Raw genomic sequence first — 22199 nt, 5'->3', positions numbered from 1 at the left:
GGTCACCGTTCCGAGCCGACCCGCTGCCGGCTCCGCTGTGCTGTCGGATGTTCCCGTGGTCGATAGATGGCGAGGTGGGCGGCGAGGGCGGCGTCGATGGCGAAGACGCTGTCGGCGAAGCGCGCGGCGGCCGTCTGCGGCGTCGTCGACGCGGTGTACGCGGCGGCGGTCCGCACCGCCTCGGCCCAGGCCCTCGGCGGCGCGTCGGTGTCGACGACCGTCACGCCGGGCAGGTGCGACTCGATGAACCGCACCCCGGGCAGGTCGGCGGCGACGGTGCCGACGCCCAGCGCGACGGGTTCCAGCACTCCCCCGGGCAGCCCTTCCAGGCAGGAGGGGTGCACCACCACGTCGGCCTGCCGCAGCAGGTGGCCCACGTCGTCGCGTGGGCCGAGCAGGTGCACCCGGTCGGCGAGTCCGGCGGCGTACGCCGCCGCACGGACCCGCGCGTCGTCGTCGGCGTCGTCGCCGGGACCGACCAGCACCGCGTGTGCCGGCACGCCCAGCGACCGCAGCTCGGCAAGGATCGGCGGCAGCAGCCAGCGCCGCTTCTCCGGCGAGGCCCGCCCGACGCTGACACAGACGAGGGCGCCCGGTTCGGCGCCGACCAGTGCGCGCAGGTCGTCGCGGCCGGGTGCCCGCAGCCGGTCGAGGTCGAGGCCGTTGAGCACCACCCGGCAGCGCCGGTCGCGCTGCCACTGCGGGTCGTAGCCGAAGGTGAGCGAGCTGGGCGAGACACCGAGGATGTCGGTGGCACTGTGCCGCAGCAGCCGACCGCAGAGCCGTCGGTAGACGCGCCGCCGTAGGCTGCGGCGGACGTTGTCGTCGCCCCGGAAGTGCGCCACCCGAACGGGTACGCCGCAGAGCCGGGCCAGTGCCAGCGGTACGCCGGAGAAGTTGGCGCAGTCGACGTGCACCACGTCCGGACGCAACCGCCGCAGCAGCCCAAGCAGGCGCGGGGCGAAGTCGGCGTCCAGCGCGATCGGGGTGACCGTGCCACCGTGCCGGGTGACCACGTCGGCCAGCGGGCCGGGGCCGATCCGGTGGCTGAGCGTCACCAGGTGCACCTCGACACCGGCGGCGGCCAGCCGGGGCAGCAGCTCGGCGGTCCGCATCTCGGTGCCGCCGAAGTTCAGCTCGCCGACGATGCGCAGGACCCGGCACGGCGGCTCGGGGTGGCGCGGGCCCGGCGTCGCCGGGTCATCCCGGGTGGACACCGGCGTGCTCCTTCGCTCGTCGGGCCGGTCGGCGGGGCCGGTCACCGGCGAGCGCCCGCCGGTAGCCCACGATCACCGCCGGCCACATGGTCAGCACGTACGCGAGACAGGCCGCGACCGGCAGGCCGACGAGCCCGAACTGCCGCAGCCCCCAAACCTTGAGCCCGGCCGCCAGCACCAGGAACGACGCCCAGCCGACGAACTGCGGACGGAGCAGGCCGACGCTGTTCTGCACCATGGTCAACGGAGAGGTGACGGCGACCAGGAAGGACCAGGCGGCCAGCCCGGCCAGGAGCGCGACCGACACCGAGGCGCGGTCGATGCCGCTCACCCACGACTCGACCAGCCGGGGGCCGACGCCGACCAGCGCGCCGCCGACCACACCGACGATGACGCCGTAGAGCAGCACCATGCGTCGGGTGTTGCGGCGCACCCAGGCCACCTCGCCCCGGGCCAGGGCGGTGCCGTTGACCGGCCAGATCGTCATGCCGACCAGCCCGACGAAGATCGACAGTACGCCGAACAGCTTCCCGACCACCGCGTAGTGGGCCGCCACCGCCGGCCCGAGCAGGTACGCGACCAGCGGGCTGTCCATGTTGAGCGCGATCGACGACATGGTGGTGAGCGCGAAGAACTGGAGACCGAGCCGGAGCAGGCCGACGGCGGTGGCCCGGTCCACCAGGGCCGGACCGGGCCGCAGCACGGGCTCCTGGAACCAGAAGTACGCCACCGTGTTGAGCAGGTTGGTCAGCGGCACGGCCAGCACCGCGCAGCCGATCACCACCAGCGGACTCCACCCGGCGGCGATGGCGCCGAGCACCGCGCCCATCGCCACCAATGCACCGGCCGACTGCCAGACGTTGCTCTGCACCACCTGGCCCCGGGCGTACTGGATCCGCTGGATCAGCGAGAACGGGATGTTGACGGCGAAGGCCCCGAAGCAGAGCAGCACCATCGTGGACGCGTCCGCGGCGACCCGCGCGTCGGTCACGCCGAACAGCCCGGCCCATCCCACCGTGGGTACGACCGCCACCAGCGCGACGACCAGCACCACGGCGACCGCGCCGAGGGTGGCGAAGGCGCTGGAGATCTCCCGCGCCTGGGCCCGGACGTCGGTGACGTGGTGGCTCAGCCGGGTCAGCAGCCCGTTGCCCAGCCCCAGGTCGGCGAACCAGGCCATGCCGGTCAGCGCGGTGACCGCCATCCACAGGCCGTACCGCTGCTCGCCGAGGTAGCCGAAGCAGGCCGGGGTGACGACGAGCGGCGCGGCCAGGCCGATCCCCTTCGCCGCCATCGCGGCGGCGATGCCGACCGTGACGCGTCGGTCCCGCTCCCCCGCCACCTCGGACGGCGTCGGCGCGGCGGCGGCCGGTGCCGTGTCGGTGGCCGGTGCCGCCGGCAGGGTCTCCACGGCGGACGGCGCGTCGACGGCCTGCGGCATCTCGGCGGGAGGCGGCGTCGAGGTCTGTGCAGGGTCGACGGGAGGGCTCGGGGCCCTCGACCGCCCCGGTCCGGTCCGGCTCGCCGCCCGGTTCACCGGGTCCCGGCGGGTGCGAGGTCGCGCCGCCCGGACATCCACGCGACGGTGGCGCGCAGGCCGTCGAGACGGTCGACCGGGGTCACGTCCGGGAACAGCTCCCGCAGCAGGGTGTCGTCGGCCAGCGAGTGCGGCACGTCGCCGCCGCGCGGGGCGGCGTACTCACGGGCGATCGGTCGCCCGAGCAGCCCCGCCAACTCGTCGACGACCTCCAGCAGGGTGGCCCGCGCCCCGAAGGCGAGGTTGACCGGGTGCGGGTGCTGCACCCGGCGGCGCAGCGCGTCCAGGATGACCTGGCACACCGTGCCGACGTAGGTGAAGTCGCGGGACTGGGTGCCGTCGCCGTGCACCACGACCGGCTCGCCGTGCAGGGCGGCGTGCGCGAAACGCGGGATGACCGCCGCGTACGGGTGGTCGTGCCGCTGCCCGGGCCCGAACACGTTGAAGAACCGGAAGGCCAGCGTGGGCAGGCCGAACGAGGCCTGGTACGCCAGCGCGTACGCCTCGGTGGCCAGCTTGCTCGCCGCGTAGGGGCTCATCGGCCGGGTCCAGGTCAGCTCCGCCTTGGGCAGCGCCGGGTTCGTGCCGTACACCGACGACGACGAGGCGACGACGACGTGCGCGACGTGGTGTCGGCGGGCCGCCTCCAGCACCATCAGCGTGCCGGTCGCGTTCGCCTGGTGGGAGGCGACCGGGTCCGCCAGGGAGCGGGGCACGCTCGGCAGGGCCGCCAGGTGGACCACCGCCTCCCGGCCCGCCATCGCGGTGTCCAGGGCGACCGGGTCCAGGATGGAGCCCTCGACCAGGTCGACGCCGAGCCCGTCCAGGTTGCCGGGCAACCCGACGGAGAGATCGTCGAGGACGGTCACCTCTTTGACGGCGGGATCGGCCAACGCGGCGCGGGCCAGATTGGATCCGATGAAACCGGCCCCGCCGGTGACCAGAACTCGCATGGACATAACCCCCGAATGAATGTCGAAGGTATGTATATCGACTCATCTGGGTCAGCGTCCCGCGTTCGCGGAATTCCGCGCTGCTGTCCGGGAGCCGACCGTGCACCGCTGACCAGGGGCGACGTGGCGCACAGTGACATCATCGGGACGCGTCACGGCGGAGGTGCCGGCATGGGAGAACTGATCGTCTACCGTTCCAACGCCCTGATGACCATCCGGTCGCGTTTCGACGCCACCCGGGACGTGCTGATGCCGGCGAACATCGCCTATCCCCTGGGCATGGTCGGCATGTGGCACTCCAGCCTGCCGCAGGTCACGCTCGTCCCGTCGACGGCGACCGACGCCCAGGTGTGGCCCTCCCCGTCGGCCGTGGGCACCCCGATCCACGACACCTCCGACGACAACTGCCCGATCAACACCGGCTGGTCGTACGTGGGCGGCAACCACGGGTACAACGTGGGCGACCAGATCGTCGTGACCAACCACGGCAAGACCACCGCCGACGTGGGTTCCCGGTGGACCGACGGCACCGAGGTTTTCACGCTGCTCGCCATCACCAACGCCGACAGCCTGCTGTTCGGCAACCCGTACGTGATCGTGGCCGGCGTCGCCCAGGGCGCGCGGCTGCGGCCGGCGGCACCGCTGACCCACCTCTCCGGCGCGACGAACCGCACCACCGTGCCGATCACGGGTCTCACGCCGGACGTCCAGATCCGCCCGGCCACGCACAGCCACGTGGTGAGCGTGGAACTCGACGGTCGGGCGCTGCCGGACGGTCGACGTACCGGCCAGGAACTGCGGATCCGGGAGTCGTACGTGATCCCGTCCTATCGCGGGATGATCGACACCGCCCAGGCGAACATCGGCACGCCGATCGCCACGATCATGACCCGCGTCCCGTCGCTGTGCCGGATCGACAACCTGTACCGCTGGAGCACGGACGGGCTGCTGATCTCGCAGACGGTCACCGCGCTGGACCGCTTCGCCCTGAACGCCGGGGTCACCCAGTGTTCGGCGCTGACCGTGCCGAGCGGCGGCAGCCGCCGACAGTTCATGCCGAACGTCGGGGTCGCCGGCTCGCTGAACTGGTCGACCTGGGCGAAGCTCGACACGCTGACCGCCCTCACCGACATCACCCCGGCCACGCTGCGGGACCCACTGACCCCGGCCGCGAGCATGACCCAGTGGGTGATCGACTCCGGCGGGGAGCAGAGGTGGGGTATCGCGGTCGGACTGCTGCCGTTGGACGACGGGCGACGGGCGGTCCGGGTCCGGCACACCACGGACAAGTCCTGGTTCGTCAGCTCCAGCCTGAAGAAGAACTACCCGCAACTGGTGTGGGGACGCAGGCTGGAGCCGGGTGACTCGGTGACCGGCACGGCGTACCGCCGCTATCTGGCGCCGCCCTCGACCGCCACCGAGATCGTCGTCTCCACCGGCACCCACGACGTCGTGGTGATCGAGCGGGTCGACCCGGTCGCCCAGACCCGGATGCCGGCACCCCGGCTGTACCACCGGCGGCTGGTCGCCGAGGGTGCGACCAACCTCACGGTGCCGGACCGGGTCGCCGTCGACGGCATCCCGTACGCGGTGCCGGTCTCGCCCGGGTACGGCATGTGGCGTGCCGAGCCCGCCCCACCGGCCCCGCCGCAGGTGCCCGGCGTCGTGCTCGGGGTCGGCAGCTACTTCCTGCCGCTGGCCGGTCCGACCCGGGCCAGCACGTACACCGGCGCGTTCCAGCGGCTCCTGCTGCACCCGGTCTACCTGGCCGAGGCGACCCCGGTCGACCGGGCCTGCGTCGAGGTGACCGCGCCCGGCACCGGCGTGCTGCGCCACGGCGTGTACGCCCACGACCCGGCCACCGGACGGCCCGCGTTCCTCGGCCCGATCGCCGACTTCGGCACGCTGGCGGTGACCACCGCCGGGATCAAGGAGTCGGTGCTGGGCACGCCGGTGATGCTGCCCGGCGGTTGGCACTGGTACGCGCTGGTCTGGCAGGGCACCGGCAGCACCGCGCCGACGCTGCTGGCCGAGGCGGCGGGCGGGACGGCGCTGAACATCGGCACCGACCGGGCGGCGATGTCCGGCGACCGGTACGGCTACCAGGTGACCGGCGTGACCGGCGCCCTGAGCGCGATCACGGTCGACGACGTCCACCGGTTCCCGCCACCACGGGTGGCCTACCGGCGGGCCTGACGGCCTCAGGCCGTGGTCACCCCGTAGATCCGCTTCATCGCCTCGTGCTTGGCCGGCACCGGCAGGTGGCCGATCCCCAACGACTTGGCCTGCAACCGCGCGAGGTACTCGTCGGTGGTGCGCAACGGTCGCGCCGGCACCCCGGCGGCCACGGTGTTGTCCGGGATGTCCCGGGTGACGATCGAGCCCGCCCCGATCACGCACCGGTTGCCGATGGTGACGCCCGCCAGGATCATCGACCGCATCCCGATGTAGACGTCGTCGCCGACGACGATCGGCGCGGTCCAGTCCAGGTCCGGGTGTTCCTTACGGAGGATCAGCGTGCCGCCGTCGTGCGTGACGAACTGGACCTCGGAGGTGATGAAGACGTTGTCGCCGAGGGTGATCAGCCAGGGCTCCGAGCCGAACATCGCCCGGCTGATCCCATAGAACCGGACCCGGCCGGTCAGGTTCACCCCGAGCGAACGGGCGAACGCCTCCGGGTCGCGGGTGGCGGCGAGATGGTCGCGCACCCGCTGGACCATGGTACGAACGCGACGAGACACCTGACGTCCTCACCTGACGAAGTACGCGGCGACGGGCCGGCGTGCCCGCACCGCCGGACACCTCCCGCAACGATCCGCCCCGGGTACGAGTGACGGACCTCCGGCGGGTCGACGGTCAGCGGCAGAACCGGCGGGCGTGCTCCAGCACGTTGAGTTCCCGGCTCTGTCGCCGCCAGATCCGGTAACGCCGGGCGGCGACCCGTTTCGCCTCGGCGCGCTCGGCGACCGGGCGGTCGGCGAGCCGGTCGAGCACCGTGCTGAACCCGGCGGCCGTGGCGGGGCGCACCACCGCTCCCCCGGCCTGCGTGATCAACTCGCTGAACGGTGTCTCGTCGGAGCAGATCACCGGGCAGCCGGCGGCCAGGCTCTCGACGATCACGTGACCGTAGTTCTCGCCCAGCGTCGGGAAGAGGAACGCGTCGTACCGGCCGAAGGTCGCAAGCACCTGCCCCGCCGGGAGTTCGCCCCGGTAGGCGACCCGGACGTGCTCGGGCATCGACTCGACGATCCCGCGACACCGCGCCCAGTACGCCTCGTCCTCCACCGGCCCGAAGATGTCGAACTCGACCGGCCGGGTCGTACCGGCCACCGCCTCCAGCGCCGTGACCAGGTTCTTCATCGGCGAGATCCGGCCCACGAAGACCAGCCGCAGCGGCCCCTCGCGCGGCTCGGCGGGCGGGGCGGGATCCTCCGGCACGGCGCACTCGTTGCCGTTGACCATCACCCGGGCCCACGGCATGGCCGCCCGGATCTGCTCCTCCTCCCGCCGGCTGCACGCCTGCCAGCGCACGCCGAGCCGACGCAGCAGCGGTGCCCACACCGACAGGAACAGTCGCTTCTTGCGGGACCTGATGTCCAGGGCGGCCGGAGCCAGTTCCCCGCGCGGCGCGAGCAGGATCGCCCCGGCGCGCAGCACGCCCGAGGCGACCGCGAGGATCGACACCACCGAGAACGGCGACCAGAGGCTGTTGACGTAGAGCAGGTCGACCGGTCGGGAGCGGACGTGCCGCAGCAGCCGCGCCCAGTGCCGGAGCGCGAACGGGTCGAGGTAGAACACGGCCGAGCGGGCGTCGCGGCGCAGCAACCGCCCGGACAGCCCCGGGTAGGACGCCGGTGAGTGCAGGTCACGATCCCGGGTGACCAGGGTGACGTCGAGGTCGTCCGGCAGGGTGTCCAGGATGTAGCGCAGCGAACGGATCGGCCCGCCGCCCCGGAAGCCGGGCTCGAACACACCGGCGGTCGCGACGACCCGGTAGCCGTCCGACTCGACGGCGGACCGCGACGCCGACCGGTGCGTACCGGCGACGGGCGGACGGGTCCTCACCAGCTCGTTCACTGTGTGGCTCACCTTCAGGAAGCGGGCGTCCGTCACCGCAGGCCACAGCCGCGCCCGCCGGTGCGGAGGTGGGGCCTGCGGACCGGTGTCGGCGCGACCGTCACCATCGACGCTCCGGGGCGGCTCGGATGGCGGAGAGCGCCCGGCGTTCTCCCCGGACGAGGGAGCCACGGGTGACGACCGACGTAGTGATCGTAGGAGTCGGCGGAATGGGCCGTGAGGCGTATCGGGTAATTTGTCTACTCAACACGCCGATGTCCCGCGAACCCCGATGGCGGATGCGCGGATTCGTCGACGACTACCCCGCCGAGCCCCCTCAACCAGAACTGCACGGCACGACGCGGTGCTGGGCGACTACGTGTCGGTCAACCCGCTGGCCGCCGTCTCCGGCCACTGCCGCCTCGCCGAGGGCGTGATGGTCGGCACCACCGCCGCCGTCCTCAGTGCCGGATGCCCGCCCAGTCGTGATGACGGCGCACGGTCGACAGGATGAAGTCGACCACCCGGCGTGAGGTGTCCGGGACCTGGTAGTCCAGCGGACAGCCGGCGGCACCGGCGGCGGCCTGCGCCACCACCACCCGGACCGCCTCCACCACCCCGGCCGGGTCCAGGCCGGTCATCACGATCGACCCGGTGTCCAGCGCCTCGGGGCGCTCGATCGACTCGCGCAGGGTCACCGCCGGGAAGCCGAGGATCGCCGACTCCTCGCTGACCGTGCCGCTGTCCGAGAGCGTGCACCGGGCGTGCCGTTGCAGGGTGACGTAGTCGAAGAAGCCGAACGGCTCGTGGAAGGCGATGGCCTCCAGCCGCGTACCGTCCACGGCGAGGGACTCCAACCGCTTGCGAGTGCGCGGATGGGTGGAGACCAGCAGCGGCAGGCCCCACTCGTCGCGTACCGCGCAGAGACAGTCCAGCAGCCGGCGGAGCCGGTCCGGGTGGTCGACGTTCTCCTCCCGGTGGGCGCTGACCACGACATAGCCACCGGGCTCCAGGTCGAGCCGCGCCAGCACGGTCGAGGCGTCGATCTGCGGCCGGTAGTGGTCCAGCACCTCGCGCATGGGCGAGCCGGTGTGCAGGATCCGCCGGGGGTGCAGGCCCTCGGCGAGCAGGTTGCGCCGGGCGTGCTCGGAGTAGACCAGGTTGAAGTCGGCGACGTGGTCGACCATGCGCCGGTTCGTCTCCTCCGGCACGTTCAGGTCGAAGCAGCGGTTGCCGGCCTCCATGTGGTACACCGGCACCTTCATCCGTCGGGCCATCAGCGCCGAGATCGCGCTGTTGGTGTCACCGAGCACCAGCAGCGCGTCCGGACGGGTCTCGGCGATCGCGGCCTCGGTGCCGACCAGGACTGCGCCGAGCAGGGTGCCGAGCGAGCTGGTGTCCGCACGCAGGAACCGGTCCGGCGCGCGGACCCCCAGCTCGGTGAAGAAGATGTCGGACAGGGCCGGGTCCCAGTTCTGTCCCGTGTGCACCAACGTGTGCTCCACGGTCCGGTCCAGCGCGTCGATCACCCTGGCCAGCCGGATGATCTCCGGCCTGGTCCCGACGACGGTCATCACCCGGGTCACGGGCATTCTCCTCACAGCGGTCTTCCGGTGGACGGTGCGGCCCACCGGTTCAGGACGTACGCCCCTGCGGGGGCACCCGGTACGCCGGGTCGCGGATCACGTGCCGGGCCTGGTCGAGCACGCTGACCCGGGTCAGGCTCGCCCGCCAGCGCCGGTACGCCGCACCGGCGGCCACCCGGGCCACGTGCCGCTGCTCCGGTGCGGCCGTGGCGACCTCGGTGACCAGTGCGCCCAGGGCCGACGGGGTCAGATCGGTCAACACCAGCCCGCCACCGTCGCGCAGCACGCCGGTCCAGGGGGTGCGGTCGGAACAGATCACCGGGCAGTACGCCGACAGGCTCTCCGCGATGGCGTTGCCGAAGTTCTCGCCCCGGGTCGGCAGCACGAACGCCTCGTACCGGGAGAAGGTCTCGCGGACGTGGTCGGGGTGCAGCTCGCCGCGATAGGCGACGGTGGCCTGCTCGGGCAGGGCCGCGATCAGTTCCTGGCACCGTCGCCAGTACCCCGGGTCCTCCACCGGGCCGTACACGTCCAACCGGACCGGCACCGGCACGTGGGCGAGCGCGCGGAGCACCAGGTCGAGGTTCTTCATCGGGGAGATCCGTCCGATGAAGACCAGCCGCGCCTGCGCGGTCGGCGGCAGCGTGACCGGCTCCGGATCCGGCTCGGGACCGCTGGCGACGGCGACCACCCCGATCCGGGCCCGGGGCAGCACCCGCCGGATGTCGGCGGCCTCGGCCGGAGTGGTGGCGTGCCACAGCACCCGGGGCTGGGCGAGCATCCACCGCCAGCCGGCCAGGAAGATCCGCTTGCGCAGGCCGTGCAGCCGCAGCGCGGCCGACCCGAACTCGCCCCGGGGCGCCACCAGCACGCGCCGCACCCGCAGCAGGCCGAGCCGGGCCGCGACGATGGGCAGGATGGAGAAGGTCGACCAGACGCTGTTGACGTAGAGCAGGTCGAACCGGACCGTGCGCAGCGCGCGCCAGAGTTGCCGCCAGTGCGCCGGACGGCGTACCCCGAGGTAGAAGATGCTGGTCCGGCCGAATCGCGCCCACCGACCGGAGAGACCGGGATAGGGATCGCGCGAACCGAGGTCGTGGTCACGGGTCAACATGGTCGTCTCGATGTCGTCGCTGGCTTTCGCGAGCACGTCCGAGATCGAGCGGACCGGGCCGCCGGCACGCCAACCGGGAACGAAGTACTCCGCCGTCACGAGAACGCGGAATTGCTTCTCGTCATATTCCGAGAGTCCCTCTCGAAATTGCGACACGGGGGTGGTGTCGTTGACCATCTTCGCTCCTCGCCGGCAGCACAGGACTGATTGGCCCAACGATCGAGCGCTTCTGCGGTGACTGCCGGACGCAGGAGGCGACACCTTCCGAACAGTTTGTGCAGAACGCAATCCGAAACCCCGAACAACGCAATAGATACCAGGCGACACACACCGTCGGCACAGCGCTAGGGGACGTGCGCCGCCCGTGGGGGGACTGAGCACCCGCCTCCGGCCGGGACGGTCGGCGCCGGGCTACCGCGAGCCGGCGCCGATCGTGCCCCGGACCGTACGACCGAGCCGCCGGTAGATGTTGACCGCCGTGCCGGAGGTCTGGAACCTCAGCCGGTCTCCGGCGCTCAGCATCGCGCGCGTGACGGGCACCTGGCCGGCGAGTGCCCGCCGCAACCACGGTCCGACCACCTCGGCCGCCCGTGGCACCACGTCGTCGTCGACGGCGGGGGGCAGCACCCGGTCGTAGATCCGCAGCCCGTCGAAGGGCTGGTCGAAGAAGGCCGCCGTCTTCGGCGCGTACGAGATCGGCAGGATCGGCACGTCCAGGGCCGCCCAGAGCGCGCTGGAGTGCAGCTTCATCGAGACGGCGACCGTGCACTCCGCCATCGCGGCGGCGAAGTCGAGCAGGTCCACGCCCTCGTACGGCAACACCGTCGCGTCACCGCCGGCCAGTTGCCGGCACACCTGTTCGGTGAAGGTCACGTCGGGTCCACCGGTCCCCGCCTCCAGGACGAAGAGGCGCACCGCGTCGACGCCGTACCGCTCGGCGACCCGGGCCACGTGGCGGGCGGTGTCGGTCACGTCCAGCCCCGGCCACCGCCGCAGCGCCACCCCCAGCACCTCCGGCCGGTCGCGCCCGGCCGCTGCGGGACGTACCCCCAGCCCGTCGAGGAAGGTCCGGTCGACGAAGTCCCGGCAGCGCCGGGCCCGCCACCCCAGCCGCTGCTCCGCCAGGGTCACCGAGTCGCCGTCGCGCAGGTAGCACTCGTCGAACGGGGACCCGAGGGCCCGCAGCCGACGTTCCCAGTCCGCGCTGAGCGGGCCGAGACCGAGCCCCACAGCGAGCACCGGCACCGCCGGCAGGTGTCCCGGCAGGAAGCTCAGCCACCGGTAGGGAGTGTGCGGGTGATGGCTGGTCTGGAGCAGGCCACCGCCGCCGAACAGCACGGCGCGGCAGCCCTGGAAGCTCAGTTCGCTGCGGCGGGAGCCGGGCAGGTCCCGTCCGGGGCGGACCGGCCGGGGACGCAGTGGCGCACCGAGCCGGGCCGAGATCGCCGCCCAGTCGATGGGACGACCGAAGCTGAGGTACCGGACCTCGGTCTCCTCTTCCACGTCGGTGGCGGCGGCCACCGCGGCGATCAGGATCAGGTCGTCACCGAAATTGCCGGCCTCACCGAGGCAGACCAGTCCGACGGCACGGGTCACCGCACAACTCCCCTCCGCCCGCCCAGCTTCAGATAGCTGAACCACCAGCAACCGGCGCTGACTAGGGCGAGTACGGCCAGTGCGCCTGCTGCGCCACCGGCTCCGAACAGAACACCACCCGCGACGATCGTCGCGATCCGCACCGGCCCGAGGACCACACCGATCGCCAAGGCACGTCCACCGGCGTGGGCGACGCGGTGCCCGGCGAAGGCGACGAGGGCGACGGGGGCCAGCAACGCCTCGACGGAGAGCAGCGGCAGCAGCGGACGGGCCGCGTCCCAGTTGTCGCCCAGCACGGCCCGGCCGACGTCGTCCGGCAACAGGCACACCGCCAGCACCAGTGGGAGCACCACGCCGCCGGTCACCGCGATGACCGAACCGGCCACCCGCATCCGGGCGCGTGCTGTCTCCGGACGTGCCTGGGCCAGGTACGGGACGATCAGCGAGGAGAGCGTCGTCATCAGCAGCGTCACCGGGCCGAAGACCGTTCGGGCCGCGCCGAGGGCGCCGACCACGGCCACCCCCGCCGTCGCGGCCAGACCGCTCAGGGCCAGTTGGGCCGAACCGGTGGTGACCAGGAACTGCGCGGCGAAGGAGGCGGCCACGCGGGTGCCAGCACGGTCGAGCCCCCAGCCGGGCACCACGCCGTAGCGCAGCCGCAGTGCGGCCACGACACCGATGACCGCACCGGAGACCGCCCAGCCGACGAAGATCATCACCGGCGGCACCGACCCGACCACGGCCGCCCCGACGGCCAGAGCGGTGCAGCCCAGCCAGGCGCACTCCTGGGCCAGCGCGACCCGGGTGCCGCCGACACCGATGCTGATGGCCTTGACGTAGTCGTAGACCACCAGGCCGGGCAGGGCCAGGCCGACCACGGTGAGGTAGTCGGCGCCGACCACCACCCCGGTGGCCGCCGCGAGCAACCCGGACCCGACGGCGACGGTGCAGGCGCGGCGGGCCCCCCACGCGATCTCGGGCCGGGCCGGGCCGGCCCGCGCGGCCAACACCGATTCGGTGACCGCCGTCCGCACCAGACCGATGACCAGTACGTAGATCGAGAAGGCCAGGGCGAACTGCCCCAGTCTCGACAGTGACTCACTCCGCGCGACGGAGACCGAGACCATCAGGTTGCCCACGCTCGACAGCCCGTTCACCGACAGCGCCGCCACCGTACGTCGGACGAACGCCCGCCGACCGCCCGCCCGGGGGATCTCGCTCGCCACCGACGGGCCGGTGCGCGGCGCCGCCCGGGTCGTCATGTCGGGAACCGGATGGGCCGCGGCGGTGCCGGCGTCGGCACCCGGTGCCGGGTCAGTCGCAGGAGCAGCAACACCGGCAGCGCGGCGACGCAGAACTGCACGAACGAGATCATGGACTCCGGATAGACCTTCGACCACATCAGTGGGCTGGCGACCGCGAACCCGAAGAGCGCGAGGCGGACCGGTCCCGGTGGACCGCCGGCCCGCAGCAGCAGGACCCCGACGAGGGCCCACCCGGTGTAGAACAGCACCACGCCCCACGGACCGTCGAGGAAGTAGATCGTGCCGAGCGCGAGGAAGGTGTACGCGGACGTCGACGTTCCGCCGAGGTACTCGTTGATCCGCGTGCCGGTCGACAGGGCCGGCCGGTCCGGGTCGAGTGCCCGGGGCACCAGCCCGTACCGCACGATCTGGGACACGCCGGGGCGCTCGATGTCGACCGGCACGTCGTACTCGCTGGCGCGCGTCACCTGTAGGTCGAAACGGAGCCGGTCGCCGGAGGTGACCTCCTCGTCGACCGCCACGCCACCGTCGACCCGGATCTCGTTGCGGGCGGCGTACACCGTCGGCCAGATCAGGAACAGCGCGATGACGGCGATCACCACGAACCGGGTGTGCAGCAACCCGCAGAGGGCCGCCAGCGCCACCACGAAGGAGAGGTAGCCCATCACGGGAGCGGTCAACGCGGTGGCCATCGCCACCACCACCTGCGCGCCGATGAGGTAGGCCGTCCAGCGCAGGCAGGCCAACCGGCCCGCCTGCCCGGCGAGCAGGCTCGCGGCCAGCAGCGCGAAGGCGAGGTATCGCCAGCCCATGAACAGGGAGCTGAGCATGGCCGTCGGTGACGTCACCACCTCGCCGGTGAGCTGGGTGAAGATCGTGCCGCGGCCGGCCCAGGCACCGGCCAGGTCGGCGGTGACACTGACCAGCGTGACCGCGCGGGCGATCGTGAACAGGTGGGGGTGACCGGCGCTGGCCTCGGCCAGGCCGCGTTGCCACTCGCCGCGTCGGCCCACCCGTCGCAGGAAGGCCAGCTCGACGAGTACGCACCCCGGCAGCGCCAGGGCCAGCAGCATGACGATGAAGCCCAGGTCCGGATTGCCGTTGAGTACCGCCATCGGGACGACGAGCACCGCGTACGGGGCCGACACCATCGTGCTCACCGGAAAGAGTTGCAGCAGCCAGTTCAGCCGGGGCAGTCTGCGGCGGCGGCCCCGCGGGGCCCTCGTCGTGTCCGGTGGTGCCGGGGTCGCTGGTCGAGCCTCGGCCACGCGGTACGACGTCGCGCACGTCACCGGTCGGCCGTCCGGTCGGCGAGCAGTCGATCGTAGGTGTCGGTGAATCGGGACAGCGCCGCAGAACGGGAGAAGAGGCACTCGCAGCGTCGACGGGCGGCCTCCGCCATCGCCGGGCCGGAGACGTCCAGGATGTCCAGGATCCGCGCCGCGACGGTCGCGCTCACCTCGTCGGCGGGCTCCAGGGGAACCAACCAGCCGGTCCGCCCGTCGGCGACGCACTCGACGGCCCCGTGGGTGGCCGTGAGCACCGTCGGCAGACCACAGGCCATCGCCTCCACGGCCGAGAGACCGAGGCCCTCCTCGTAGGAGGTCTGGAGGAAGACGGACGCGCCTCGGAACAACTCGACCAGGTCGTCGGCCGGGACGTCGGGGCGTACTCGGACCCGCTCACCGAGCCCGAGTTGCGCGACCAGGTCCGTCACACCCGGTGCGAGCCGCCCCTTGCCGGCGAGGACGAGCGGCGGCAGGTCCGGGCGACGTCGCAGGGCCTCGGCGTAGGCGCGGACCATCCGGTCGAGCCCCTTGCGTGGATCGCCGAGCCGGCAGACCGAGAGCAGGTATCCGTCGGCGCGCCAGCCGGACGGCGACGGTGTGAACCGGGCGGTGTCCACGCCGGGCGGCGCGAGCAGGACGCCCGACAGTCCGAGCGACACCGCCCAGTCGAGGATCACGTGGTTCTCCACCAGGACCGCGTCCGCCGCGCCGAGCGCCGACCGCTCGATCCGGGAGGTGAGCCGGGTCATCGCCGCCCGCCAGAGGTCAGCCGGGTGCCAGGGCCGCAGTGGACGGTGCGCCCGTTCCCACGCGACGAGCGTCGCCATCTGCACCACGACCGGCGGACCGGCGGAGAGCACCGGAGCCGCCCAGGCGGGTGTGCCGCAGACGACCTGGATGCAGTCGTATCCCGCCAACGCCCTGGTCAGTTCCTGCCGAGGCCGGTACCGCATGACCTCCACCTCGACCGCGTTGGCGCCCCAGTACCGCTCGTGCGGCACCGTGTCGGACGGCCGCAGCAGGCTGGCGCGCCGCCAGGACCGGGGCGCGAGCAACCGGCGGCTGCCGGCGTCCCGGACGGACGTCGCCAGGTCGTGCACGTCCACGGCGTACCGGCCGGTGTCCGTCAACCCCTCGTACAGCCAGTTGACCACCGAACCCACCCCGCCGTTGCGGTGCAGCCCGTGGGTCACCAGGGCGACCCGACGGCGCGCCGACGCGGCGGGGCGACGCCCGGTCGGGCCGTGACCCGCCGGTTGCCGACCGGGCGGTGGACACGTCGCTTCCCGAACGCGAACCTGGCCCGGCTCATCACTCATATATCGGCCTCCGCAATATCGGATCGGGTCGAGAAGGAATAGCCAAAATAGCATCGTGGTCGACGAATGCCGAACAAAGGGCACCGCGAGCCGAATTCGTGAATAGTCGTCACGTCGCGCTCGATCAGAATCCGGCACACGCAATTGACGGACGCCGGCCGGTAGGCACCGTGCGGGCGACCGGACTGTGGTGAGCTGGCCACATGGACCGAATCCGGCTCGGGCTGGTGCTCCATCCCACCCGGGACACCTCGCCCGTGGTGGACACCATCGCGGCCTGGGCCGTCCGGCACGACGCCACCCTGGCGGTACGCGTCGAGGACCGCCACCGGGTCCCCGAGTCGGTCCAGGCGATGCCGACGGCGGACCTCGTCGCCCGCTCCGACGTGCTGGTCAGCATCGGCGGGGACGGCACCATGCTGGGCGCGCTCCGGATGGCCGTGAACGACCCCAAGCCGGTGCTCGGCGTGCACCTGGGCAAGGTCGGGTTCCTGGTCGAGGTGGAGCCGCCGGAGGTGCCGGCGGCGCTGGACCGGCTGCTGACCCGGGACTACACCGTGGCGGGACACAGTTGCCTGGCCTGCGACGTGTGCGGCGACGACGTGGTGGCGTTCAACGACATCGCGCTGATCCGTGCGCCCGGCCAGGGATTCGTCACCGCCACCCTGGCCGTGGACGGCCGCCGGTACGGCTACTACCGCTGCGACGCGGTGGTGGTCAGCACGCCGGCCGGGTCGACCGCGTACAGCTACGCGGCGGGCGGGCCGCTGATCTCCCCGGCCACCCGGGCGGTGGTGGTGACCCCGAGCGCGCCGATGTCCGGCATCTCCCGGGCCGTGGTGCTCTCCCCCGACGAGAACGTCCGGCTGGAGCTGCGGCCCGGTTCCGGGCCGGTCGCGGTGGAGGTCGACGGGCTGCTGATCCGCGAGAGGTCGACCTCCGGCGCGGTCGACATCCGCTACCGGCACGACGCGGGCCTGGTGGTGCGCCTCGACCCGGGCCGCTTCCAGGAGCGCAGCCAGCTCAAGTTGAGCCTGCTGGACCTGCCGCTGCTGCCCGAGCAACTGCGCGAGCTGCTCCCCGAGGAGTTGCGTTCACGTCTCGACCGCCGGATACCACCGACGGCCTGAATTCGACGTCTGCGCATTCGGAGAACGTCCCTCGCCCCCCTGCACGCGACAATTGTTCACACTTCCGGAAATGAACGACCGGCCAGAGAAACGTGAAAACGGGAATCGGACGACCTTAATTCCGCTAAGCAGTTAGGGGACGTGCGTGGCCCCAGACCCGATGTGGGTCTTCACCGGCCACGGACAGGACAGGGGAGATCGTCATGCCACCCGAGATAACGCCGACGCCCCAGGACCGGAACAGAGTGAACCGACGCCGTACCGCCGTCTTCCTGGCCGCCGACGCCCTCGCCTGGGTCGGCGGCTTCACCGTGGCCGGCTGGGCCCGCTACGAACAGGTGCCCACCGCGGACAAGGCCACCGACGTGATGCTGCTCGGTGCCGCCACCGCCGTGCTGCACGTCGGGATCAGCGCACTGCGACGGATCTACTCCGGCCGGCAGCCGTTGGGCACCATCGAGGAGGTTCGCGGACTCGCCGGCACGACCGCCACCACGGCCGCCCTGGCGCTGCTCGCCCTGCTCGCCTTCGGCGAGCGCCCGATCCCGGCCAGCACCCCGGTGGTCGGCGGCGCGCTGGCGCTGCTGTTGATGCTCTGCTCCCGCCTGCTGCACCGGCACCGCCGCGACCGCGCCATGCGTCCGGACGCCCGATCCGCCACCCCGGTGCTCCTGTTCGGTCTGGGCGAGGCCGGTCAGGGGCTGGTCCGGGCCATGCTCGGCGACCCGAAGGGACGCTACCTGCCGGTCGGCGCGCTGGACGACGACCCGGAGCGGCGCGACCTGCGCATCGCCGGGGTCCCGGTGCTCGGCGGCCGGAAGCAACTCGCCGAGGCCGTCCGCCGCACCGGCGCGACCACACTGATCTTCTCGGTGGCGAACGCCGACGCGACCCTGATCCGGGAGATCCGGGAGATCACCCTCCGCACCGGTGCCGCCTTCAAGATCATCCCACCGGTCCGGGAGCTGGTGGACCACCGGATCAGGGTCAGCGACGTCCGCGACGTACAGATCAGCGACCTGCTCGGTCGCCGTCAGGTGGTCGGCGACCTCACGCTCGACGACAACGGCCTCGCCGGTCGGCGGATCCTGGTCACCGGCGCGGGAGGCTCGATCGGCGCGGAACTGTGCCGGCAGATCATGCGGGCCAACCCGGGCGAGCTGATGATGCTCGACCGGGACGAGTCCGCGCTGCACAGCCTCCAGATGTCACTCACCGGGCGGGCCCTGCTCGACGGCCCGGAACTCATCCTCGCCGACCTGCGCGACGACGAGGGCATCCGGCGCATCATGCGGGACCGTCGACCCGAGATCGTCTTCCACGCCGCCGCGCTCAAGCACCTGACTCTGCTGGAACGGCACCCCGGCGAGGCGATCAAGACCAACGTCTGGGGCACGCTCACCGTCCTGGACGCCTGCCGGGACGTCGCCCGCTTCGTCAACATCTCCACCGACAAGGCCGCCAACCCGATCAGCGTGCTCGGCTACTCCAAGCGCCTCACCGAGATGCTCACCGCCCACGCGGCGGCGACCCACCCGGGCACCTTCCTCAGCGTCCGGTTCGGCAACGTGCTCAGCAGCCGAGGCTCGGTGGTGACCGCCTTCCAGCGGCAGATCGAGGCCGGGCAGCCGTTGACCGTCACGCACCCCGACGTGACGCGATACCTGATGACCGTGCAGGAAGCGGTGCACCTGGTCCTCCAGGCGGCCAGCATCGGGCGCGACGGCGAGGCACTGGTGCTCGACATGGGCGAGCCGGTCCGCATCGACGACCTGGCCCGCCGGATGGTCGCCCAGGCGGCCAGCCCGGTGCAGGTCGTCTACACCGGACTGCGCCCCGGCGAGAAGCTGCACGAGGACCTGCTCGGCCACGGCGAGGCCGACCACCGTCCACTGCACCCGCTGATCTCGCACGTGACCGTGCCGGCCCTCGACCCACTAGAGGTCAGTGCGCTCGACCCGTTCGGCGACCCGGGCCTGATCGTCGACCAGCTCGCCGCGCTCTGCGGCGTCTCGCCGGGTACGTCCCGCGAACGCCAGCCGGGCATCCCGCTGGCCCGCTGACACGTCACCGACGTGCCGTCACCCGCACCGGGTGACGGCACGCGGGCGTACGCGTCCACGACTGCCCGACGCCGACGGACCGGTCACGCGCCGCCCGCTGTCCGACGCCGGGCCCGAGCCGGGCCGGGCAGACGCCGGCCGCTGTCCGATACCCGGCGGCAGCCGGGCCGGGCAGGTGCCGAGCCCTCAGGAGTCGGCCAGCACCTCGGTGACCAGTTCCCGCGCCTCCTGCTGGATCCGGGCCAGGTGCTCGGGCCCCTGGAACGACTCGGCGTAGATCTTGTAGACGTCCTCGGTGCCCGACGGGCGGGCGGCGAACCAACCCGAGGCGGTCGTCACCTTGAGCCCGCCGATCGGCGCGCCGTTGCCGGGCGCGGCGGTGAGCGTGGCGGTGATCGGCTCACCGGCCAGCTCGGTGGCGCGCACCTGCTCCGGGGAGAGCTTGCCGAGCACGGCCTTCTGCTCCCGGGTGGCCGGGGCGTCGATCCGGGCGTACGCGGGCGCGCCGAACCGGTCGGCCAACTCGGCCCAGTGCTCGCTGGGCGTCCGGCCGGTGGTGGCGATGATCTCGGCAGCGAGCAGGCAGAGCAGCAGACCGTCCTTGTCGGTGGTCCACGTCCCGCCGTCGCGGCGCAGGAACGAGGCGCCCGCGCTCTCCTCGCCGCCGAAGCCCACCGCGCCGTCGAGCAGTCCGGGCACGAACCACTTGAAGCCCACCGGCACCTCCAGCAACGGACGCCCGAGGTCGGCGGCGACCCGGTCGATCATCGACGAGGAGACCAGGGTCTTGCCGACGGCCGCGTCCGGACCCCACTGTTCCCGGGTCCGGAACAGGTGGGCGATCGCCACCGCCAGGTAGTGGTTGGGGTTCATCAGACCGGCGTCCGGCGTCACGATGCCGTGCCGGTCGGCGTCCGCGTCGTTGCCGGTGGCCACCTGGTAGTCGGCGCGCATCGCGATCAGCGAGGCCATCGCGTTCGGCGACGAACAGTCCATCCGGATCTTGCCGTCGCCGTCCAGGGTCATGAACCGCCAGGTCGGATCCACCGTCGGGTTGACCACGGTCAACTCCAACCGGTGCCGCTGGGCGATCTCGCCCCAGTAGTCGACGCTGGCCCCGCCGAGCGGGTCGGCACCGATCCGCACCCCGGCGTCGCGGATCGCGTCCACGTCGATCACCGCCGGCAGGTCGTCCACGTACGCGCCGAGGAAGTCGTACGTGCCGGTGGTGTCGACGGCGCGCGCCCGCGCGTACGGGATGCGTCGCGCCTCCTTGAGCCCGGCGGCGAGGATCGCGTTCGCGCGGTCCTGGATCCATCGGGTCACGTCCGAGTCCGCCGGACCGCCGTGGGTGGGGTTGTACTTGAACCCGCCGTCGTCCGGCGGGTTGTGCGACGGGGTGATCACGATGCCGTCGGCGAGCCCGCCGGTGCGACCCCGGTTGTGGGTGAGGATGGCGTGCGAGACCGCCGGGGTCGGGGTGTAGCCGTCCCGGCTGTCCAGCAGCACGGTGACCTCGTTGGCGGCGAGCACCTCCAGGGCGTCCACGGCCGCCGGGGTGGACAACGCGTGGGTGTCCCGGCCCAGGAACAGTGGCCCGTCGACGCCCTGCTCCCGCCGGTAGTCACAGAGCGCCTGGGTGACCGCCAGGATGTGGTCGGAGTTGAACGCGTTGCGCAGGCTCGACCCGCGATGCCCGGAGGTGCCGAAGGAGACCTGCTGTGCCGGGTCGGCCGGGTCGGGATGCTCGGCGTAGTAGGCCGTCACCAGCCGCGGAACGTCGACCAGGTCGGCGGGCTGAGCCGGCTGACCGGCGCGCGGGTGACTCATGGCTCCACCTTCTGTCCTTTGCCGATGACCACGATCCCGTTGTCCGAGACGGTGTAGCGCTGCCGGTCCCGTTCCAGGTCCACGCCGATCTCCGCGCCCTCGGGCACGTAGACGTTCTTGTCGAGGATGGCCCGGCGGACCACCGCGTGCCGGCCGATCTCGACGCCCTCCATCAGCACCGCGCCGTCCACGTGCGCCCAGGAGTGCACCTTGGCCTTCGGCGAGACGATCGAGTTCTCCACCAGCGAGCCGGAGATCACCGCGCCGGGCGACACCATCGAGGCGACCGCGCGGCCGACCCGCTCACCCCACTGGTGCACGAACTTGGCCGGCGGGTACGGCGGCTGCTCGGTGTAGATCGGCCAGTCGAAGTTGTAGAGGTTGAACACCGGGTGGACGTTGATCAGGTCCATGTGGGCGTCGTAGAAGGAGTCGAGCGTCCCCACGTCGCGCCAGTAACCCCGGTCCCGGTCGGTGCTGCCCGGCACCTCGTTGTCGCGGAAGTCGTAGACGTTGGCCTCGCCGCGCTCCACCAGCATCGGGATGATGCTGCCGCCCATGTCGTGCTTGCTGGTCTTGTCCTCGGCGTCGCGCTCCACCGCCTCGATCAGCGCCCTGGTGGTGAAGACGTAGTTGCCCATCGAGGCGTAGATCTCGTCGGGCGCGTCGGGCAGCCCGACCGCGTCGGTGGGCTTCTCCCGGAAGGCCCGGATCCGTCGGCCGTCCTCGCCGACCTCGATCACGCCGAACTGGTCGGCGGTGTGCAGCGGCTGCCGGATGCCGGCCACCGTGACCCCGGCACCGGAGGCGATGTGGTCCTCCACCATCTGCCGGGGGTCCATCCGGTAGATGTGGTCGGCACCGAAGACGATCACGTAGTCGGGCTGCTCGTCGTAGATCAGGTTGAAGCTCTGGTAGATCGCGTCGGCGGAGCCGGCAAACCACCAGGGGCCCCGGCGCTGCTGCGCGGGCACCGGCGTCACGTAGTTGCCCAGCAGCGTCGACATCCGCCAGGTCTTGGTGATGTGCCGGTCGAGGGAGTGGGACTTGTACTGGGTCAGCACGACGATCTTCAGATAGCCGGCGTTGGCCAGGTTGGAGAGGACGAAGTCGACCATGCGGTACATCCCGCCGAACGGGACGGCCGGCTTGGCCCGGTCCGTGGTCAGCGGCATCAGGCGCTTGCCCTCTCCGCCGGCCAGGACGATCGCGAGCACCTTGGCAGCCATGACCAGACGCTATCC

Annotated in this window: 16 protein-coding genes; 3 read left to right on the top strand and 13 right to left on the bottom strand. The window is 72.1% G+C overall.

The genetic code is table 11. The features are described from left to right. Positions 1-2: 2 nt before the first annotated feature. The 3 genes from ACQVFL_RS09420 to ACQVFL_RS09410 all read right to left on the bottom strand — a co-directional run bounded on the left by ACQVFL_RS09420 (position 3) and on the right by ACQVFL_RS09410 (position 3707). Positions 3-1217 carry a glycosyltransferase gene (locus tag ACQVFL_RS09420; RefSeq protein WP_431729185.1) on the bottom strand — a complete coding sequence of 405 codons (1215 nt, stop codon included), beginning with the start codon at positions 1215-1217 and terminating at the stop codon, positions 3-5. Beyond that, positions 1201-2658 (bottom strand): lipopolysaccharide biosynthesis protein, encoded by a 1458-nt coding sequence (locus tag ACQVFL_RS09415; RefSeq protein ID WP_431729184.1) that lies wholly within the window; start codon positions 2656-2658, stop codon positions 1201-1203. Before ACQVFL_RS09415 ends, ACQVFL_RS09420 begins: the two co-directional genes overlap by 17 nt. Before the next feature lie 92 nt (positions 2659-2750). After that, positions 2751-3707: an NAD-dependent epimerase/dehydratase family protein gene (locus tag ACQVFL_RS09410; protein ID WP_431729183.1), complete on the bottom strand. Its 957-nt coding sequence runs from the start codon at positions 3705-3707 to the stop codon at positions 2751-2753. Positions 3708-3878: 171 nt separating this feature from the next. On the opposite strand from ACQVFL_RS09410, the gene ACQVFL_RS09405 reads away from it, so the two are divergent. Further along, on the top strand, positions 3879-5903 hold the full coding sequence (locus ACQVFL_RS09405) for a hypothetical protein (protein WP_431729182.1): 2025 nt from the start codon (positions 3879-3881) through the stop codon (positions 5901-5903). 5 nt (positions 5904-5908) lie between these two features. Here the strand turns inward: ACQVFL_RS09405 and ACQVFL_RS09400 are convergent, their stop codons facing one another. The 8 genes from ACQVFL_RS09400 to ACQVFL_RS09365 form a co-directional block, all read right to left on the bottom strand. Continuing rightward, on the bottom strand, positions 5909-6427 hold the full coding sequence (locus ACQVFL_RS09400; protein WP_431729181.1) for an acyltransferase: 519 nt from the start codon (positions 6425-6427) through the stop codon (positions 5909-5911). Between the two features lie 136 nt (positions 6428-6563). Beyond that, positions 6564-7784, bottom strand: coding sequence for a glycosyltransferase (locus ACQVFL_RS09395; protein WP_431729180.1), 1221 nt, complete (start codon positions 7782-7784; stop codon positions 6564-6566). A gap of 440 nt (positions 7785-8224) precedes the next feature. Further along, positions 8225-9355 (bottom strand): non-hydrolyzing UDP-N-acetylglucosamine 2-epimerase, encoded by a 1131-nt coding sequence (gene wecB, locus ACQVFL_RS09390; protein WP_431729803.1) that lies wholly within the window; start codon positions 9353-9355, stop codon positions 8225-8227. 43 nt (positions 9356-9398) lie between these two features. Further along, a complete protein-coding gene (locus ACQVFL_RS09385; RefSeq protein WP_431729179.1) occupies positions 9399-10562 on the bottom strand; it encodes a glycosyltransferase in 1164 nt (387 codons plus the stop codon). A 312-nt stretch (positions 10563-10874) separates the two neighbouring features. After that, positions 10875-12059 carry a polysaccharide pyruvyl transferase family protein gene (locus tag ACQVFL_RS09380; protein ID WP_431729178.1) on the bottom strand — a complete coding sequence of 395 codons (1185 nt, stop codon included), beginning with the start codon at positions 12057-12059 and terminating at the stop codon, positions 10875-10877. After that, the gene (locus ACQVFL_RS09375; RefSeq protein ID WP_396691281.1) at positions 12056-13321 is read right to left on the bottom strand and encodes a hypothetical protein; all 1266 of its coding nucleotides are present in this window, start codon (positions 13319-13321) and stop codon (positions 12056-12058) included. The genes ACQVFL_RS09380 and ACQVFL_RS09375 overlap by 4 nt, the downstream gene beginning before the upstream one ends. Beyond that, complete coding sequence (locus ACQVFL_RS09370) at positions 13318-14484, bottom strand: hypothetical protein (RefSeq protein WP_396691283.1); 1167 nt, start codon at positions 14482-14484, stop codon at positions 13318-13320. Before ACQVFL_RS09370 ends, ACQVFL_RS09375 begins: the two co-directional genes overlap by 4 nt. A 128-nt stretch (positions 14485-14612) precedes the next feature. Then, positions 14613-15806 (bottom strand): glycosyltransferase, encoded by a 1194-nt coding sequence (locus tag ACQVFL_RS09365; protein ID WP_431729177.1) that lies wholly within the window; start codon positions 15804-15806, stop codon positions 14613-14615. Positions 15807-16135: 329 nt separating this feature from the next. On the opposite strand from ACQVFL_RS09365, the gene ACQVFL_RS09360 reads away from it, so the two are divergent. Together ACQVFL_RS09360 and ACQVFL_RS09355 are read left to right on the top strand one after the other, a co-directional pair. Then, positions 16136-17062, top strand: coding sequence for an NAD(+)/NADH kinase (locus ACQVFL_RS09360; RefSeq protein ID WP_396691287.1), 927 nt, complete (start codon positions 16136-16138; stop codon positions 17060-17062). A gap of 203 nt (positions 17063-17265) precedes the next feature. Next, the gene (locus ACQVFL_RS09355; protein WP_431729176.1) at positions 17266-19125 is read left to right on the top strand and encodes a polysaccharide biosynthesis protein; all 1860 of its coding nucleotides are present in this window, start codon (positions 17266-17268) and stop codon (positions 19123-19125) included. 186 nt (positions 19126-19311) lie between these two features. Here ACQVFL_RS09355 and pgm read toward each other — a convergent pair whose 3' ends face one another. Further along, positions 19312-20955: a phosphoglucomutase (alpha-D-glucose-1,6-bisphosphate-dependent) gene (gene pgm / locus ACQVFL_RS09350; RefSeq protein ID WP_431729175.1), complete on the bottom strand. Its 1644-nt coding sequence runs from the start codon at positions 20953-20955 to the stop codon at positions 19312-19314. Beyond that, on the bottom strand, positions 20952-22184 hold the full coding sequence (glgC, locus tag ACQVFL_RS09345; protein WP_350695255.1) for a glucose-1-phosphate adenylyltransferase: 1233 nt from the start codon (positions 22182-22184) through the stop codon (positions 20952-20954). The genes pgm and glgC overlap by 4 nt, the downstream gene beginning before the upstream one ends. Positions 22185-22199 lie beyond the last annotated feature (15 nt).

Source organism: Verrucosispora sp. TAA-831, assembly GCF_050780145.1.
GTDB lineage: Bacteria > Actinomycetota > Actinomycetes > Mycobacteriales > Micromonosporaceae > Micromonospora.
This window is presented reverse-complemented; position numbering and strand designations above follow the sequence as displayed.

Coding starts and splice junctions, on each gene's coding strand:
- ACQVFL_RS09355 (WP_431729176.1), top strand. CDS start 17,266: ATGCCACCCGAGATAACGCCGACGCCCCAGGACCGGAACAGAGTGAAC.
- ACQVFL_RS09415 (WP_431729184.1), bottom strand. CDS start 2,658: ATGCCGCAGGCCGTCGACGCGCCGTCCGCCGTGGAGACCCTGCCGGCG.
- ACQVFL_RS09410 (WP_431729183.1), bottom strand. CDS start 3,707: ATGCGAGTTCTGGTCACCGGCGGGGCCGGTTTCATCGGATCCAATCTG.
- glgC (WP_350695255.1), bottom strand. CDS start 22,184: ATGGCTGCCAAGGTGCTCGCGATCGTCCTGGCCGGCGGAGAGGGCAAG.
- wecB (WP_431729803.1), bottom strand. CDS start 9,355: ATGCCCGTGACCCGGGTGATGACCGTCGTCGGGACCAGGCCGGAGATC.
- pgm (WP_431729175.1), bottom strand. CDS start 20,955: ATGAGTCACCCGCGCGCCGGTCAGCCGGCTCAGCCCGCCGACCTGGTC.
- ACQVFL_RS09405 (WP_431729182.1), top strand. CDS start 3,879: ATGGGAGAACTGATCGTCTACCGTTCCAACGCCCTGATGACCATCCGG.
- ACQVFL_RS09400 (WP_431729181.1), bottom strand. CDS start 6,427: ATGGTCCAGCGGGTGCGCGACCATCTCGCCGCCACCCGCGACCCGGAG.
- ACQVFL_RS09360 (WP_396691287.1), top strand. CDS start 16,136: ATGGACCGAATCCGGCTCGGGCTGGTGCTCCATCCCACCCGGGACACC.
- ACQVFL_RS09375 (WP_396691281.1), bottom strand. CDS start 13,321: ATGACGACCCGGGCGGCGCCGCGCACCGGCCCGTCGGTGGCGAGCGAG.